General features: G+C 64.7%; 15 protein-coding genes. 12 read left to right on the top strand and 3 right to left on the bottom strand.

Going from position 1 to position 14,111, the window contains the following annotated elements; all coding sequences use genetic code 11:
* The first annotated feature begins 47 nt into the window (after positions 1–47).
* The 12 genes from C450_RS20525 (at position 48) to C450_RS02475 (ending at position 11,228) form a co-directional block, all read left to right on the top strand.
* Positions 48–521 carry a type IV pilin N-terminal domain-containing protein gene (locus C450_RS20525; RefSeq protein ID WP_080510249.1) on the top strand — a complete coding sequence of 158 codons (474 nt, stop codon included), beginning with the start codon at positions 48–50 and terminating at the stop codon, positions 519–521.
* 248 nt (positions 522–769) lie between these two features.
* Positions 770–1,390, top strand: a complete 621-nt coding sequence (locus tag C450_RS02525; RefSeq protein WP_005039618.1) for a methyltransferase domain-containing protein — start codon at positions 770–772, stop codon at positions 1,388–1,390.
* 278 nt (positions 1,391–1,668) lie between these two features.
* Positions 1,669–1,995, top strand: coding sequence for an ATP synthase archaeal subunit H (gene ahaH / locus C450_RS02520; RefSeq protein WP_005039616.1), 327 nt, complete (start codon positions 1,669–1,671; stop codon positions 1,993–1,995).
* A gap of 10 nt (positions 1,996–2,005) precedes the next feature.
* Positions 2,006–4,303 carry a V-type ATP synthase subunit I gene (locus C450_RS02515; RefSeq protein ID WP_005039613.1) on the top strand — a complete coding sequence of 766 codons (2,298 nt, stop codon included), beginning with the start codon at positions 2,006–2,008 and terminating at the stop codon, positions 4,301–4,303.
* A 178-nt stretch (positions 4,304–4,481) separates the two neighbouring features.
* A complete protein-coding gene (locus C450_RS02510) occupies positions 4,482–4,736 on the top strand; it encodes a hypothetical protein (protein WP_005039611.1) in 255 nt (84 codons plus the stop codon).
* A 19-nt stretch (positions 4,737–4,755) separates the two neighbouring features.
* The gene (locus C450_RS02505; protein WP_005039608.1) at positions 4,756–5,337 is read left to right on the top strand and encodes a V-type ATP synthase subunit E; all 582 of its coding nucleotides are present in this window, start codon (positions 4,756–4,758) and stop codon (positions 5,335–5,337) included.
* Positions 5,334–6,395: a V-type ATP synthase subunit C gene (locus tag C450_RS02500; protein ID WP_005039605.1), complete on the top strand. Its 1,062-nt coding sequence runs from the start codon at positions 5,334–5,336 to the stop codon at positions 6,393–6,395. Before C450_RS02505 ends, C450_RS02500 begins: the two co-directional genes overlap by 4 nt.
* Before the next feature lie 49 nt (positions 6,396–6,444).
* The gene (locus C450_RS02495) at positions 6,445–6,774 is read left to right on the top strand and encodes a V-type ATP synthase subunit F (RefSeq protein WP_005039603.1); all 330 of its coding nucleotides are present in this window, start codon (positions 6,445–6,447) and stop codon (positions 6,772–6,774) included.
* A 4-nt stretch (positions 6,775–6,778) separates the two neighbouring features.
* The gene (locus tag C450_RS02490) at positions 6,779–8,536 is read left to right on the top strand and encodes an ATP synthase subunit A (RefSeq protein WP_005039601.1); all 1,758 of its coding nucleotides are present in this window, start codon (positions 6,779–6,781) and stop codon (positions 8,534–8,536) included.
* A gap of 7 nt (positions 8,537–8,543) precedes the next feature.
* Positions 8,544–10,061 (top strand): V-type ATP synthase subunit B, encoded by a 1,518-nt coding sequence (locus C450_RS02485; protein ID WP_005039599.1) that lies wholly within the window; start codon positions 8,544–8,546, stop codon positions 10,059–10,061.
* A 27-nt stretch (positions 10,062–10,088) separates the two neighbouring features.
* The gene (locus tag C450_RS02480) at positions 10,089–10,793 is read left to right on the top strand and encodes a V-type ATP synthase subunit D (protein WP_005039595.1); all 705 of its coding nucleotides are present in this window, start codon (positions 10,089–10,091) and stop codon (positions 10,791–10,793) included.
* A 39-nt stretch (positions 10,794–10,832) separates the two neighbouring features.
* Positions 10,833–11,228: a DUF6276 family protein gene (locus C450_RS02475; protein WP_005039592.1), complete on the top strand. Its 396-nt coding sequence runs from the start codon at positions 10,833–10,835 to the stop codon at positions 11,226–11,228.
* Positions 11,229–11,259: 31 nt separating this feature from the next.
* Here the strand turns inward: C450_RS02475 and C450_RS02470 are convergent, their stop codons facing one another.
* The 3 genes from C450_RS02470 to C450_RS02460 form a co-directional block, all read right to left on the bottom strand.
* Positions 11,260–12,246: a TackOD1 domain-containing metal-binding protein gene (locus tag C450_RS02470; protein WP_005039590.1), complete on the bottom strand. Its 987-nt coding sequence runs from the start codon at positions 12,244–12,246 to the stop codon at positions 11,260–11,262.
* Positions 12,247–12,355: 109 nt separating this feature from the next.
* Positions 12,356–13,600: a peptide chain release factor aRF-1 gene (prf1, locus tag C450_RS02465; protein ID WP_005039588.1), complete on the bottom strand. Its 1,245-nt coding sequence runs from the start codon at positions 13,598–13,600 to the stop codon at positions 12,356–12,358.
* A 111-nt stretch (positions 13,601–13,711) separates the two neighbouring features.
* Positions 13,712–14,111: MATE family efflux transporter (locus C450_RS02460; protein ID WP_005039586.1), on the bottom strand; the 400-nt coding region annotated here is incomplete at its 5' end.

Below are 14,111 nucleotides of genomic sequence, written 5' to 3'. Positions count from 1 at the left end.
CCCACGCCGCCGAAGGTTGAAATACGAGACCGGAACTACCGCGTGGCGTGTCACGCCGTGCAGTCGCCCCGGTGGTTGGCGTCGTTCTCATGCTCGCCGTCGTCGTCACGCTCGCCGGTGTCGTCGCGGTGTTCGTCGTCGGGATCGGCGGGCAGACAGACGATGGGCCGAGTGCTGTGATCTCCGCTGATAGGGGAAACGGCGATCAATATGGCAATCCAAAATTCACTTTCGTGCATGAAAGTGGTGATCCGATCGACACACGTGATCTCACTGTTCGGGTGTTCGTTGATGGACAGTCCATCAAACACCAACCAGATGTTCCATTCTTTTCGAAGACAGGGTTCGTGTCTGGTCCTGAAGGGCCCTTCAACAGTAACACCGCAAACAAAACCTGGATGGCGGGTGAGAAGGCATCACTAACGATCGCTGCCTCAAATACTCCACAACCCACTCCCGGATCAGAAGTAACCGTCAAATTCTATGTCAACGGAACAGCGGCTGCCACGGCGCGAGCATGATTTGGGCTGTCTTCGATTAGAACTGTTTGGGGCCGGTGGCGCGCGGGAGCACGCCAGCGGCGTGCGACTCGCGCGAGGGATGAGCGGAGTGAGCGACGCGAACGGGGCGAATCGGTTGGGGAGGGTGTGGCCTGCGGTCTCTCACTTGGATCGTGATTCGTTGTATCGTCGGTGCGGATCGCTCTTAGACGGGTTGTCTGAAAACAGATACCCCAGAGTTATGCCGACAGCCGGCGAATCCGTGACCAATGGGAGTGCTCGAAGACAAGGCGCGTGCGCGGGTGTTTTACAAGTATCTCTCCCGAGTCTACGACGAGATCAACCCGTTCATCTGGAACGAGACGATGCGGGCCGAAGCCATCGACTGGCTCGATCCCGCGCCCGACGATCGGGTGCTCGACGTGGGCTGTGGCACGGGTTTTGCCACCGAGGGCCTGCTCGAACGCACCGACAACGTCCACGGCCTCGATCAGAGCAGCCACCAGCTCGAACGCGCGTGGGAGAAGTTCGGGAAAACCGATCAGGTCCGATTTTATCGGGGCGACGCCGAGCGGCTCCCCTTCGCCGACGACACCTTCGACGCGGTCTGGTCGTCGGGATCGATCGAATACTGGCCCGATCCGGTCGCCGCGCTCGCCGAGTTCCGCCGGGTGGTGGAGCCGGGCGGCGGCGTGCTCGTGGTCGGTCCCGACGCGCCGACGTCGTCGATGTTCGGCCGGCTCGCCGACGCGATCATGCTGTTTTACGACGAGGACGAAGCCGATCGGATGTTCGACGCGGCGGGCTTCGAGGATTTCGAGCATCACATCCAGCAGGCCCGCCCCGGCAGTCCGCGGGCAATCACGACGATCGCGCGCGTTCCTGAATAAGTGCTTTCGATCGGTTTTGAGTAACCACGGTACTGGTTCGTCCGCCCCTATCCCGTCACAAATGAGTGGCCACAGACCACTCCCTCCCCAACCGATTCGCTCCGCTCGCACCGCTCGCGCAGACCTCGCACGAGTCGGGCGTCGGAGACGCCCTCCCGCGCGCCACCGGCCCTACACATCAGTAGGGCGACTCGCCAACCGACGGGACGCTGCCGTACTCCACACGGCATTCGCAACTACCAAATAGGCGCTCGCACAAGGGCCGCTCAGACAAGATTATGGCGAGGCCAGAGGTTCTCGACCGAATCCAGGCGGCCGAGCGCGAGGCCGAGGAGATCGTCGAATCCGCCGAGGAAGACCGTGAGGAGCGCATCGCCGAGGCCGAGCGCGAGGCCGAGGAAACCCGCGAATCCGCCCGCGAGGAGGCCGACAAGCTCGAATCCGAGCGCCTCGATGCGGCGCGCGAGGAGATCGAGGCCGAGAGCGAGGCAATCCTCGAATCGGGTGCACAAGAGCGCGAGCAGCTCGAATCGCGCGCGAGGGAGAACGTCGACGACGTGGCCGAGTACGTCGTCATCGAGTTCGAAGAGAGGGTTCATGCTTAGGCCAGAGCGGATGAGCCGGGTGTCGATCACGGGCGCAAAGCGCGTGCTCGACGACGTGATTGAGACCACCCACGATCTCAACCTGCTCCACGTGACCGACTACGACGGCGCATGGGAGGGGTTCGAACCCGGCGACCCGATCGCCGGCGCTGACGCGGCCGCCGAACGCCTCGTCACCGTCCGCTCGCTCGAATCGATCCTCGATCTCGATGACGACCCCGACGGCTCCGGCGAGCACGTCGACACTGACGATCTCGCCGATCGGCTCGAACGCGTCCGCGGCGCGGTCAACGACTGCGACGATCGGCGCGACGATCTCCGTGACGAGCGCCGCGAACTCGACGAGCGCGCCAGCGCGATGGCTCCGCTCGAAACGCTCGGGATCGATCTCGATCTGCTCTCGGGGTACGACTCGCTCGAAACCAGCGTCGGCGAGGGCGACGAGCAAGCAGTTCGGGACACGCTCGACGCCGCCGACGATGTCGATCGGTACGAGACGTTCGCCGAGGACGGCGTGGTCGCGGTGTTCGCGCACCCGACATCGGGATCGAGCGACGTGCTCGAAGACGCGCTCGTCGGTGCGGAGTTCGCGGCCATCGAGGTCCCCGACGCCGAAAAGAGTCCCGCAGCGTATCTCGACGACCTCGACGATCGCCGTGCGGAGCTCGATCGCGAGATCGAGTCCGTCGAGGCCGAGCTCGACGACCTCCGCGAGAAACACGGCGACTTCCTGCTCGCGGCCGAAGAACAGCTCACCATCGAGGTCGAGAAGCGCGAGATCCCGCTCGCCTTCGCCACCACGAAGAACGCGTTCGTGGCCGAGGGCTGGCTCCCGACCGAGCAGTTCGTCGATCTCGCGGAGGCGCTCGAAGCCAGCGTCGGCGAGCACTGCGAGGTCGAGGAGCTCGAACGTGCCGCCTACGACAGCAGCGGCCAGGTCGCCGACCGCGAACCGACCGGCCCGACCGAACCCGGTGTAGGCGACCCCGAAACCGCTGCTGACGGTGGGAACGCTGACAGCAAGCAGTCGAGCGGGCTGCAGCCGCTGGACGACGAAAACGAATCGGACGACCGACTTGAAGCGGATGGGGGTGAGCCGAGCGAAGCGAGGCGATCCTCGCCGATCGAGCGAAGCGAGTCCGACGGTGGGACCGAAGCCCGGATGGCCGACGGCGAGCCGCCGGTCGTCCAGAAGAACCCGAAGGGAGTACGGCCGTTCGAACTCCTGACGAAGGCGGTCGGGCGGCCGTCGTACGCCGAGTTCGATCCGACGATCATCCTGTTCCTGACGTTCCCGCTGATGTTCGGGTTCATGATCGGCGACGTCGGCTACGGGCTGATCTACACCGGGATCGGCTACTGGGTGTACAACGGCTTCGACTCCGACACGTACCAGCGGTTCGGTGCGGTCGCGCTCGCGGCCGGCATCTCGACGACCGTGTTCGGCGTGCTCTACGGCGAGATCTTCGGACTGCATCTGGTCTCGACGTATCTCTGGGAAGGCGTCGTCGGCCTCTCGCACGCGCCGATCGAGAAGGGGCTCTCGCCCGCGACCAGCTACTGGGCCCGGACGTGGTTCGTCGTCACCGCACTGTTCGGGATCCTTCACCTCAATCTCGCGTGGATCTTCGAGTTCATCGAGGAGTACACCTTCCACGGGTTCGCCGACGCGCTGAAGGAGACCGGCTCGTGGCTGCTCGCACTGAACGGGCTCTGGCTGTTCATCTTCAGCCGGCTGTTCGACGGGTCGAAGCCCGACCTCCTCTTCGAGGTGTTCAGCAGCGGTGATGTGGCGGCGTTCGAGCTCGGCTTCACCGGCTTCCCGGCGTGGGTCGGGATCGTCGGCGGCGTTGCGTTCTTCGCCGGTCTCGGGCTGTTGGCCGTCGGTCCGACCCACGAGCTCGTCGAGGCTCACCAGGTGCTCGCACACGTGCTGTCGTACCTCCGGATCGCCGCTGTGTTGCTGGCGAAGGCGGGGATGGCCTTTGCGGTCAACCTCCTCGTGCTCGGGGTGTACGTCACCGAGGGCGAGTACCACTTCATCTACGATCCCGGCCACATCCCCGAGGAGGCCGAACTCCTCGGCGCGCTCGGCACGGGGTTGATCCACGGCGGGCCGGTGTCGATCCTGCTCGCCGTCGTCGTGCTGCTGGTTGGCCATCTCGTCGTCCTCTTGCTGGGGGTCACCTCGGCGGGGATCCAGTCGATCCGGCTGGAGTACTTCGAGTTCTTCTCGAAGTTCTACGAGGGCAGCGGGGCCGCCTACGACCCGTTCGGGTACGCCCGTCGGTTCACCACCGACGAGTAGCGTTCGTCCCCCGCTGACCGGGGGTAGAGTGACCGATCGTTCGTGTTCTTTTTCCGGTCCGTCGCAACGTCACAGTCCACGGACCTGGGCGCGTCTCTCGACCGATTTAGGAAGTTTTATGCCTACTTCGGGACCAACTCTCGGCCGTCGGAAGACCAAGCCAACGGAATCTCATCCAATGCTCGAAATCATCCCAGCACTGACGGAACTCGTACTGCAGCAGGGCAGCCCAGCCATCGGTAACCAGGGTATGGCAGCACTCGCGGTCGGTCTCGGTGCGCTCGGCACGGGCCTCGCCCAGCGCTCGATCGGCGCGGCGGCGGTCGGTGCGGTCGCCGAGGACGACGACATGTTCGTGCAGGCGCTGATCTTCACCGCCCTGCCGGAGACGCTCATCATCATCGCGTTCGTCACCCTCTTCATCGCAACGTAACTCCCGCTTTTTCACCACTATGAGTCTCGATACGGTTGCGGAGGACATCAAAGACGACGCAAGAGACCGGGCCGAACGCATCCGGAACGAGGCCGACGAGCGTGCCGAGGAGATCGTCGCCGAGGCCGAGGCCGATGCCGAGGAGATCCGCGCCGAGCGCGAACGCGAGATCGAACGCCGGATCGAACAGGAACGTGAACAGAAACTCTCCAGTGCGAAGCTGGAGGCCAAACAGAAGCGCCTCGAAGGCCGCCGCATCGTCCTCGAAGAGACGCGCGAGGAGGCCGAGTCCCGCGTCGCCGCCCTCTCCGGCGAACGACGTGAGGAGCTCACGCGCACGTTGCTCGACGACGCTGCCGCGGAGTTCGACGAGGGCGACACGGTGCGGATTTCGGGACGAGCAGACGACGCCGACCTGCTCGAATCGCTCGTCGCGGAGTACGACGGGTTCGAGCACGCTGGCGAGATCGAATGCCTCGGCGGCGTGGTCGCCGAGAGCGACGCCTCGCGGGTGCGGGTGAACAACACGTTCGACTCGGTGCTCGATAGCGTCTGGGAGGACAGACTCCAGGCAATCAGCCAGCGACTGTTCGAGCAATGAGCGTTCGATCGGGTTCGGGCGAGTCGAACTACGAGTACGTCATCGCGCGCGTTCGCTCGCGACGGTCGCGGCTGTTCGACGAGGACGACTACCGGAAGCTGATCCGGATGGGGCCGAGCGAGATCGCGCGGTTCATGGAGGAAAGCGAGTACGAGGCGGAGATGAACGCGCTCGGGAGCCGCCACTCCGGTGTGGACCTCATCGAGAACGCGCTCCACCGCAATCTCGCGAACCACTTCGACGATCTGCTTCGGTTCGCCGACGGCACGCTGTACGACTACATCGCGCGCTACCTCCGGCAGTTCGACGCGTGGAACGTCAAGACCATCCTTCGGGGGCTGTACTCCGACGCCGACCGCGAAGCGATCGACGTCGACCTGATCAGGGCCGGCGAGTTCAGCGACGAACGCATCGATCGACTCCTCGGGGCTGGTTCGATCGACGAGGTCGTCACGCTGCTCGACGACACCCTGTTCGGCGAACCGCTCGCGAACGCCTACGAGGAGTACGAGGAGCGCTCGCTGCTCGTCCCGCTCGAAAACGCGGTCGATCGGGCGTTCTACGAGGCCCTTACTGAGGGACTGCCGAACGAGCCGGATCGCGCGACCGAGCTGTACGTCGATTTCCTCGAAAGCGAGATCGACTTCCGGAACATCCGGAACGCGCTGCGGCTCTCCCGGAGCGGTGCGGAGATGGACCCCGCCGAGTACTACATCTCGGGCGGGCGGCTGTTCGACGAGAGCGAGATCAGCCAGCTCGTCGCCAACACGGACGAGCTGGTCGCGCGGCTGCGCGAGAGCCCCTACGGCGACGATCTCGACGCCGCGCTTTCCGAGCTCGACACCGCCGCGAGCCTGCGCGGGTTCGAACGCGCGCTCGACGCGGCGTTGCTCGAGTACTCGCGCACGCTCTCGAATCGCTACCCGCTGTCGGTCTGTCCGGTGTTCGCGTTCGTCCTCGCGAAGATGCGCGAGGTCGAGAACGTCCGGGCGATCGCTCGGGGTAAGGAAGCCGGACTCGATCCCGACACCATCGAGGACGAACTGGTGATGCTATGACCGACAGGCCGAAACCGACGGGTACCCAACACCCGCCGATGGATGCACCATGAGTCAGGAGATCGCGGTCGTCGGGAGTCCGGAGTTCACCACGGGCTTTCGACTCGCGGGCGTTCGGACGTTCGAGAACGTCCCCGACGACGAGAAGGCGGACACGCTCGACGGCGCGGTCGAGCGCGTGTTCGCGGACGACGACGTCGGGATCGTGGTGATGGCCGACGACGACATGGAGTATCTCTCGCGCGGCGTGCGACAGGATGCGGAAAGCAGTATCGAACCCACGCTCGTGACGCTCGGTGGCGAGGGTGCGGGAACCGGCGGACTGCGGGGGCAGATCAAACGCGCCATCGGCATCGACTTGATGGACGACGACCAGTAACACAATGAGTCAAGCAACGGAGACACAGGTCACGGAAGACGGTACGATCGCGAGCGTGAGCGGCCCCGTCGTGGTCGCCACGGACCTCGGAGCCCGGATGAACGACGTGGTGTACGTCGGTGAGGAAGGGCTGATGGGCGAGGTCATCGAGATCGAAGGGAACCGGACGACGATCCAGGTGTACGAGGAAACCTCGAACGTCGCGCCGGGCGAACCCGTCGCGAACACTGGCGAACCGCTCTCGGTCGATCTCGGTCCGGGAATGCTCTACTCGATCTACGACGGCGTTCAGCGCCCGCTGGACGTGCTCGAAGAGCAGATGGGCGCGTTTCTCGACCGGGGTGTGGACGCCCCGGGGATCGACATGGACGAGACGTGGGCGTTCACCCCCACCGTCGAGGAAGGCGACACGGTCGAGGCCGGCGACATCGTCGGCACGGTGCCGGAAACCGAGAGCATCGAACACAAGGTGCTCGTGCCGCCGGACTACGAGGGCGGCGAAGTCACGAACGTCGAGGAAGGCGAGCTCACCGTCGAGGACACAGTTGTGGCACTCGACTCCGGCGAAGCCGTCACGATGCACCAGGAGTGGCCGGTGCGTGAGGCCCGCCCCACGCTCGACAAGGAGACGCCGACCACGCCCCTAGTAACGGGTCAGCGCGTTCAGGACGGGCTGTTCCCGCTCGCGAAGGGCGGCACGGCGGCGATCCCGGGGCCCTTTGGCTCCGGCAAAACGGTCACCCAGCAGAGCCTCGCGAAGTTCGCCGACGCCGATATCGTGATCTACATCGGCTGTGGCGAGCGGGGCAACGAGATGACCGAGGTGATCGACGACTTCCCCGAGCTCGAAGACCCGAACACCGGGAAACCGCTGATGAGCCGGACGTGTCTCATCGCGAACACTTCGAACATGCCGGTCGCGGCGCGTGAGTCGTGTGTCTACACCGGAATCACCATCGCCGAGTACTACCGCGACATGGGCTACGACGTGGCGCTGATGGCGGATTCGACCTCGCGATGGGCCGAGGCGATGCGGGAGATCTCCTCGCGGCTGGAGGAGATGCCCGGCGAGGAGGGGTATCCCGCCTACCTCGCGGCGCGCCTTTCGGAGTTCTACGAGCGTGCGGGCTACTTCCAGAACATCAACGGTACTGAAGGATCGATCTCGGCGGTCGGCGCTGTTTCCCCGCCGGGTGGTGACTTCTCGGAGCCAGTAACCCAGAACACGCTGCGGATCGTGAAGACGTTCTGGGCGCTCGACAACGACCTCGCCGAGCGCCGGCACTTCCCCGCGATCAACTGGGACGAGTCGTACTCACTGTATCGGGACCAGCTCGATCCGTGGTTCGAGGAGAACGTCGCCGAGGACTGGCCCGATGTCCGCCAGTGGGCGATCGACACCCTGGACGAGGAGAGCGAGCTCCAGGAGATCGTCCAGCTCGTCGGCGAGGACGCGCTGCCGGACGACCAGCAGCTCACCCTCGATATCGCGCGCTACCTCCGCGAGGCGTTCCTCCAGCAGAACGCACTCGACGACACCGACGCGTACTGCTCGCCGGAGAAGACCTACCTCCTCATGGGCGCGATCAAGACCTACAACGACGAGGCGTTCGCGGCGCTCGACGCCGGCGTGCCGGTCGAGGAGATCACCGACATCGACGCCGCACCGCGACTGAACCGGATCGGCACGACCGAGGAGTACGAGGAATTCATCGACGACGTCGAGGACAGCATCGAGAGCCAGCTCCGGGAGAAATACTGAACTACCAATGAAAGAATATCAAACGATCGAGGAGATCAGCGGGCCGCTGGTGTTCGTCGAGATCGACGAACCGGTGGGGTACGACGAGATCGTCGAGATCGAACTGCCGAACGGCGACCAGAAGCGCGGCCAGGTGCTCGAATCAACTGAAGAATACGCCTCGATCCAGGTGTTCGAGGGGACCGGCAGCATCAACCGCGACGCCTCTGTCAGGTTCCTCGGCGAGACGATGAAGATGCCCGTCACTGAGGACCTCCTGGGACGGGTGCTCGACGGCTCGGGCCGCCCGATCGACGATGGCCCCGAGATCGTCCCCGACGAGCGCCAGGACATCGTGGGCGCGGCGATCAACCCCACGGCGCGGGAGTACCCAGAGGAGTTCATTCAAACCGGCGTGTCGGCGATCGACGGGATGAATACCTTGGTACGGGGCCAGAAGCTCCCGATCTTCTCCGGGTCGGGGCTGCCCCACAACGACCTCGCACTCCAGATCGCGCGCCAGGCGTCGGTGCCCGAGGAAGAGACCGACGACGCTACCGAGAGTGGGGACACCGACGGCGACGAAGCGGCGGATGTCGAGGCAGCGGACGACGAGAGCTCGGAGTTCGCGGTGGTGTTCGCGGCGATGGGGATCACCGCCGAGGAGTCGAACGAGTTCCTCGCGGACTTCGAGCGCACCGGCGCGCTCGAACGCTCGGTCGTCTTCGCAAATCTCGCGGACGACCCCGCCGTGGAGCGCCAGATCACCCCGCGGCTCGCGCTCACGACCGCGGAGTATCTCGCCTTCGAGAAGGGGTATCACGTCCTCGTGATCCTGACGGACATGACCAACTACTGTGAGGCGCTCCGCCAGATCGGTGCCGCTCGGGAAGAGGTTCCCGGCCGGCGTGGGTACCCCGGCTACATGTACACCGACCTCGCCCAGCTCTACGAGCGGGCGGGTCGGATCAAGGGCCGCGAGGGATCGGTGACCCAGATCCCGATCCTGACGATGCCCGGCGACGACGACACCCACCCGATCCCCGACCTGACCGGGTACATCACCGAGGGTCAGATCATGATGGATCGAGACCTCAACTCTCAAGGTGTGCAGCCGCCGGTCAACGTCCTCCCCAGCCTCTCTCGGCTGATGGACGACGGGATCGGCGAGGGACTGACTCGCGGGGACCACGGCGACGTTTCCGACCAGCTCTACGCGGCCTACGCGGAGGGTGAGGACCTCCGGGACCTCGTGAACATCGTGGGTCGGGAGGCGCTCTCCGAGCGGGACAACCTGTATCTCGACCTCGCCGACCGCTTCGAAAACGAGTTCGTCGATCAGGGCTTCGACACGAACCGCGACATCGGGGAAACCCTCGATATCGGCTGGGAGCTGCTCTCGACGCTCCCCAAGACGGAGCTCAATCGGATCGACGAGGAGCTCATCGAGGAGTACTACCGCGAGGACGTCACGACCGAGACCGCCGACGAGGACGCAGCGGACGAGGCGAGCGAGGAGTCCGCCGAGGCGGAGGCCGAGGCTTAAGAGCCTCGCCCCGTTAGCCCCACTCAAATGGCCACCGACGTCAAACCCACGCGCAAGAACCTGATGGCGATCGAGGACCGGATCGACCTCTCCGAGCGCGGCCACGACACCCTGGAGAAGAAACGCGACGGCCTGATCATGGAGTTCATGGACATCCTCGATCAGGCCCAGGACGTCCGCTCGGGGCTCGCCGACGACTACGAAGACGCCCAAGAGGCCATCGACATCGCCCGCGCGATGGACGGCGACCTCGAGGTCCGTGGCGCGGCGGCGGCGCTCGAAGACTACCCCGAGATCACGCTCCAGTCACACAACATCATGGGCGTGGTGGTCCCTCAGATCGAGTCCTCGAAGGTCAAAAAGGACCTCGCGGAGCGTGGCTACGGCGTGATGGGCACGAGCGCGCGCATCGACGAGGCCGCCGACGCCTACGAGGAGCTGATCGAATCCATCATCCTCGCGGCCGAGGTCGAGACCGCGATGAAGAAGATGCTCCACGAGATCGAAACCACCAAGCGTCGGGTCAACGCCCTCGAGTTCAAACTCCTGCCCGAACTCAAGGAGAACCAGGAGTACATCGAGCAGAAGCTCGAAGAGCAAGAGCGCGAGGAGATCTTCCGAATGAAGAAGATCAAGAACAAAAAGGAAGAGGCCGAGAGCGAGGCCCGCGAGCAAGCCGCGGCCGAAACCGAAGAGCGGCCCGAAGGCGAAGTCGCCGTTACCTCGGACTGACGGCACCCACATTTTTACTGCGCCCGTACTCCACCGATCATGGACTGTCCCGACTGCGAAAGCGAGACCGTCACGTTCGCCGTTCCCGACGATTTCCGCGAGTACGTTCCCGGCGACGAAACGGCGGTCGCGCTCTGTACGCACTGCCTCGCGCTCCACCCGGCCCCGGAGGTGGCCACGGACTCGAAAGTCGATTTCACTGCGGTGAGTCCCGACTTCCCGACGAACGAGGCGGCGGTGCCGATGGCGCTCGCGATAGGATTACTCGACTCGCTCGCAGTCTACCGATCCGAGGTCGAAGCACTCCTGGAGCGTGTCGAACGTGGTGGTGTGGACCCGCTACTGGTGCTCGACCGCCTCGCGGCCGATCCCGACCTCGACCCGCAGGTGGATCTCGGACGGCGACGACGGCAGCTCGAAAGCGTTCGCGAGTGACGCGAAAAACCGGTCGGTCGTCGCGGCCGGATCAGGGCTGTTTGACGGCCGAGGCGATCCGCTGGACCAGTGACTGTGTCGTGCGCGGGTCGTCGGTCACCTCGTAGTCGTGTTCGAGCGTGCCGTCGGTCTGCGCACTCAGGATGCGGAGGTCGTCGCGCTCGGCGAGGGTGGCCACCGAGGTCGCGACCGAGCCGAGCGTGGTGACCATCATGGGCCGCGCGTCGAGATCGGCAGCGACGTCACGGAGTTCGGCAGCGTCCTCTCGATCGGGGCGCTCGTGGATCGCCACCACGATCCGGCTGTCGAGGAGTTCGTCCTCGCCGTAGACGTGCACCGGATGGTCCGTTCCGGAGTCGCCCTGGACCGTCGTGTTCGCGCTCGCGTCGAACCCGCGATCGGTCAGCAGTTCGACGACCGACTCGCGGGCCGAAAGCTGGGTCTCGACCCATCGCTGGCCCGAATCGGTGAGGCTGTACCGACAGAGCACGCGCTCTTTCCCTTCGCTCGGCACGTAGATGTCCGTACACTCACGACACCGGAGGCCGTGTTCGGGCTGTTCGAAGTACGAATCACAGTCCTGACAGACGTGGCGCATGCCCTGCTCGACGTTCTCGGTGGCCTCGTCGAGCGTCGCCTCGCACCCGGGACAGACGAGCTCGTCCGGACCCGCCTCGAACTCTACTCGGGGTGCGATGTGGCCACAGTCGAGATGTTCGAACAGTTCCGTCTCGATGGTGTACCCCGAGCCACAGCCCGGACAGGCCGTGGTGTACTGCATCCCCTCGGCCCCGCAGCCGGGACAGACGTACACCTTCTCCTCGAAGGTCTTGCCGAGGATCTCGCGACGAGCCAGCGATTCGAGCGCCTCGAAGGCGGTCGGATCCTCGTCGTCGAGCAACCGCGCCACCTCCGGATAGCTGACCGCGCCGGTGTCGGGATCGATCGTGGGTTCGTACTCCGGAGCCGAACCGTCCGCGAGCGCCGTGAGAGCGGTGAGTTTGCCGGGCGAGACCATGGATCGTTACGTATTCTCTCCACCCGGGCGGTTATATAATTTGCTTCGCCCCGCCGACGGTTTCGCTCAGTCAAACCGACTGCTGGCGTCCGGTTTCGGATGGGGCGCGTCAGACTCCTGTCGAGTAGCGGAGGATTCCGGCGATCCCGCCGAACGCGTTCAGGAGCTGCTCGCCCTTCTCGAAGTCCTCGGAGATGAACTTGGTCTCCGTACCGCGGCTGTCGGCGATTTCCATCAGATGCTCGATCGCGTCCTCGCGCTCGATGTCTTCCGGCTCCGCACCACACTTCTCACAGGTGTGTTCCGGCGTGTCGCTTCGCCGACCGACGAGCTTGCGGTCCTCGTGGCCATCCGGACACTCGTAGATCACGACGTCGTCGCGGAGCTCCTCGGAGATGAGGAGCCGATCGACCGAGCCGAGCACGAGGTTTTCCCGCGTGGGGCCGAACCCGTAGGTCGCGAGATCGCCGCCGTGGAGTTCAGCGAAGAACTCCTCCATCTCGGCTTTGTCCTGCATTACCTCCTGATCGGCGAGCGCGTCGCCCGCCGAATCCACGAGATCGGAGAGGCCCGATTCGTCGGTGTACGCCACGTCGAACTTCCCGATCACCTCCTCGCCGAGCTCGTGGTGGAGGTAATCGCCGTCGAGGAACTCGTCTTTGGTGGGTGAGGGTCCACCCACCAGGATGCCGTCGATCTCGTGGCGCTCGGGCACCATCAGGTCGTTCGCCATCCCCGCGACCTCCTGATAGAAGTTGTCGATCGCCTCCAGCCGCAGGCGGGCGAACCGCTGGGCGGACTGACCACCCTTTCGCTGCTTTCCGGGGACCAGCGAGGATGCGGACTTGACGGGAACGACGCGCTTGCCACGGAGCCAGCCCACGTTCGCCTCCCGCCGGTCGAGAACGATCAGCCCGAACAGTCCCTGATCGGCGAGCATGTGCTCTAAGGGCTCGGTCACGAACTCCGAGGAACACCGGTACAGCGACGACTGGATGGGTTGGGGCGGATCTTCGAGAACCCGGGTGACCATGTCGGTCCGCCCCCCTCCAGTATCGATCGCGCCGCTGAACACCGCCATCCCGTTTTCGGGGGGGTTGTCGTAGTATCGGAGGCGGTCCTTGATCGACTTCAGCGCGTCCTGGACGTTGGTCCGGGTCTGTTTCGACTTGATGTTCGACGCCTCGGAGTACTCCTCGTTGACGTGCGCGACGATGTCACTGATCATCTCGCCCGGCGTGACGTAGATCGAAACGAGCTGCGTTCCTGATCCTTCGTACTCCTTCAGATCCTCGATGACCTTCCGGAACTCGTATTTCTTCCGGTCGGACTGTTCGGCTTCCTGGGCACTCATTACGCGATAATACCGCCTTCCGGGGTAAGTACCCTTTGGCAATCGGTCAGTCCACCGCTGTGCGTCGATCGTCGTGTGGAGTGTGGTCGATTTAGCCGTCGACCATCGACGTCAGTCGTCCATCGACGACGCTTCCGCTCCGGCGACGTCTGTACCGGCATCCGAATCGGTGAGATCTCCCTCGCGCCAGCTCCCTCGTTTGAACCACAGATACGCGACGAGACCGCCGGCAACGTTCGAAACCGGGAACGCGATCCAGAGTCCGACAGTTCCCAGCGCTGCCGTCCCGAGCCACGCGATCGGCAACCGAACGAGTCCGAGCGAGATCACCGAGACCGCGGCGGCGATCATCGTCTTCCCTGCCCCCCGGAACCCGCCGGTGTACGCCCGCATGACGCCGATGAATCCGAACGACAGGGCGGAGAACCGGAGGAAGGTCGCACTTTGGGTAATGACCGCGGGGTCGTTGGTGAAGACCTGTCTCTTATACACATCTCTGAGCGGGCTGGCA

This window comes from Halococcus salifodinae DSM 8989 (assembly GCF_000336935.1).
Classification (GTDB): Archaea; Halobacteriota; Halobacteria; order Halobacteriales; family Halococcaceae; genus Halococcus; species Halococcus salifodinae.
This window is presented reverse-complemented; position numbering and strand designations above follow the sequence as displayed.

What these genes read in the sequence shown, in the direction of transcription:
- C450_RS02525 (WP_005039618.1), top strand. Translation starts at nt 770, where the DNA reads ATGGGAGTGCTCGAAGACAAGGCGCGTGCGCGGGTGTTTTACAAGTAT.
- ahaH (WP_005039616.1), top strand. Translation starts at nt 1,669, where the DNA reads ATGGCGAGGCCAGAGGTTCTCGACCGAATCCAGGCGGCCGAGCGCGAG.
- C450_RS02515 (WP_005039613.1), top strand. Translation starts at nt 2,006, where the DNA reads ATGAGCCGGGTGTCGATCACGGGCGCAAAGCGCGTGCTCGACGACGTG.
- C450_RS02510 (WP_005039611.1), top strand. Translation starts at nt 4,482, where the DNA reads ATGCTCGAAATCATCCCAGCACTGACGGAACTCGTACTGCAGCAGGGC.
- C450_RS02505 (WP_005039608.1), top strand. Translation starts at nt 4,756, where the DNA reads ATGAGTCTCGATACGGTTGCGGAGGACATCAAAGACGACGCAAGAGAC.
- C450_RS02500 (WP_005039605.1), top strand. Translation starts at nt 5,334, where the DNA reads ATGAGCGTTCGATCGGGTTCGGGCGAGTCGAACTACGAGTACGTCATC.
- C450_RS02495 (WP_005039603.1), top strand. Translation starts at nt 6,445, where the DNA reads ATGAGTCAGGAGATCGCGGTCGTCGGGAGTCCGGAGTTCACCACGGGC.
- C450_RS02490 (WP_005039601.1), top strand. Translation starts at nt 6,779, where the DNA reads ATGAGTCAAGCAACGGAGACACAGGTCACGGAAGACGGTACGATCGCG.
- C450_RS02485 (WP_005039599.1), top strand. Translation starts at nt 8,544, where the DNA reads ATGAAAGAATATCAAACGATCGAGGAGATCAGCGGGCCGCTGGTGTTC.
- C450_RS02480 (WP_005039595.1), top strand. Translation starts at nt 10,089, where the DNA reads ATGGCCACCGACGTCAAACCCACGCGCAAGAACCTGATGGCGATCGAG.
- C450_RS02475 (WP_005039592.1), top strand. Translation starts at nt 10,833, where the DNA reads ATGGACTGTCCCGACTGCGAAAGCGAGACCGTCACGTTCGCCGTTCCC.
- C450_RS02470 (WP_005039590.1), bottom strand. Translation starts at nt 12,246, where the DNA reads ATGGTCTCGCCCGGCAAACTCACCGCTCTCACGGCGCTCGCGGACGGT.
- prf1 (WP_005039588.1), bottom strand. Translation starts at nt 13,600, where the DNA reads ATGAGTGCCCAGGAAGCCGAACAGTCCGACCGGAAGAAATACGAGTTC.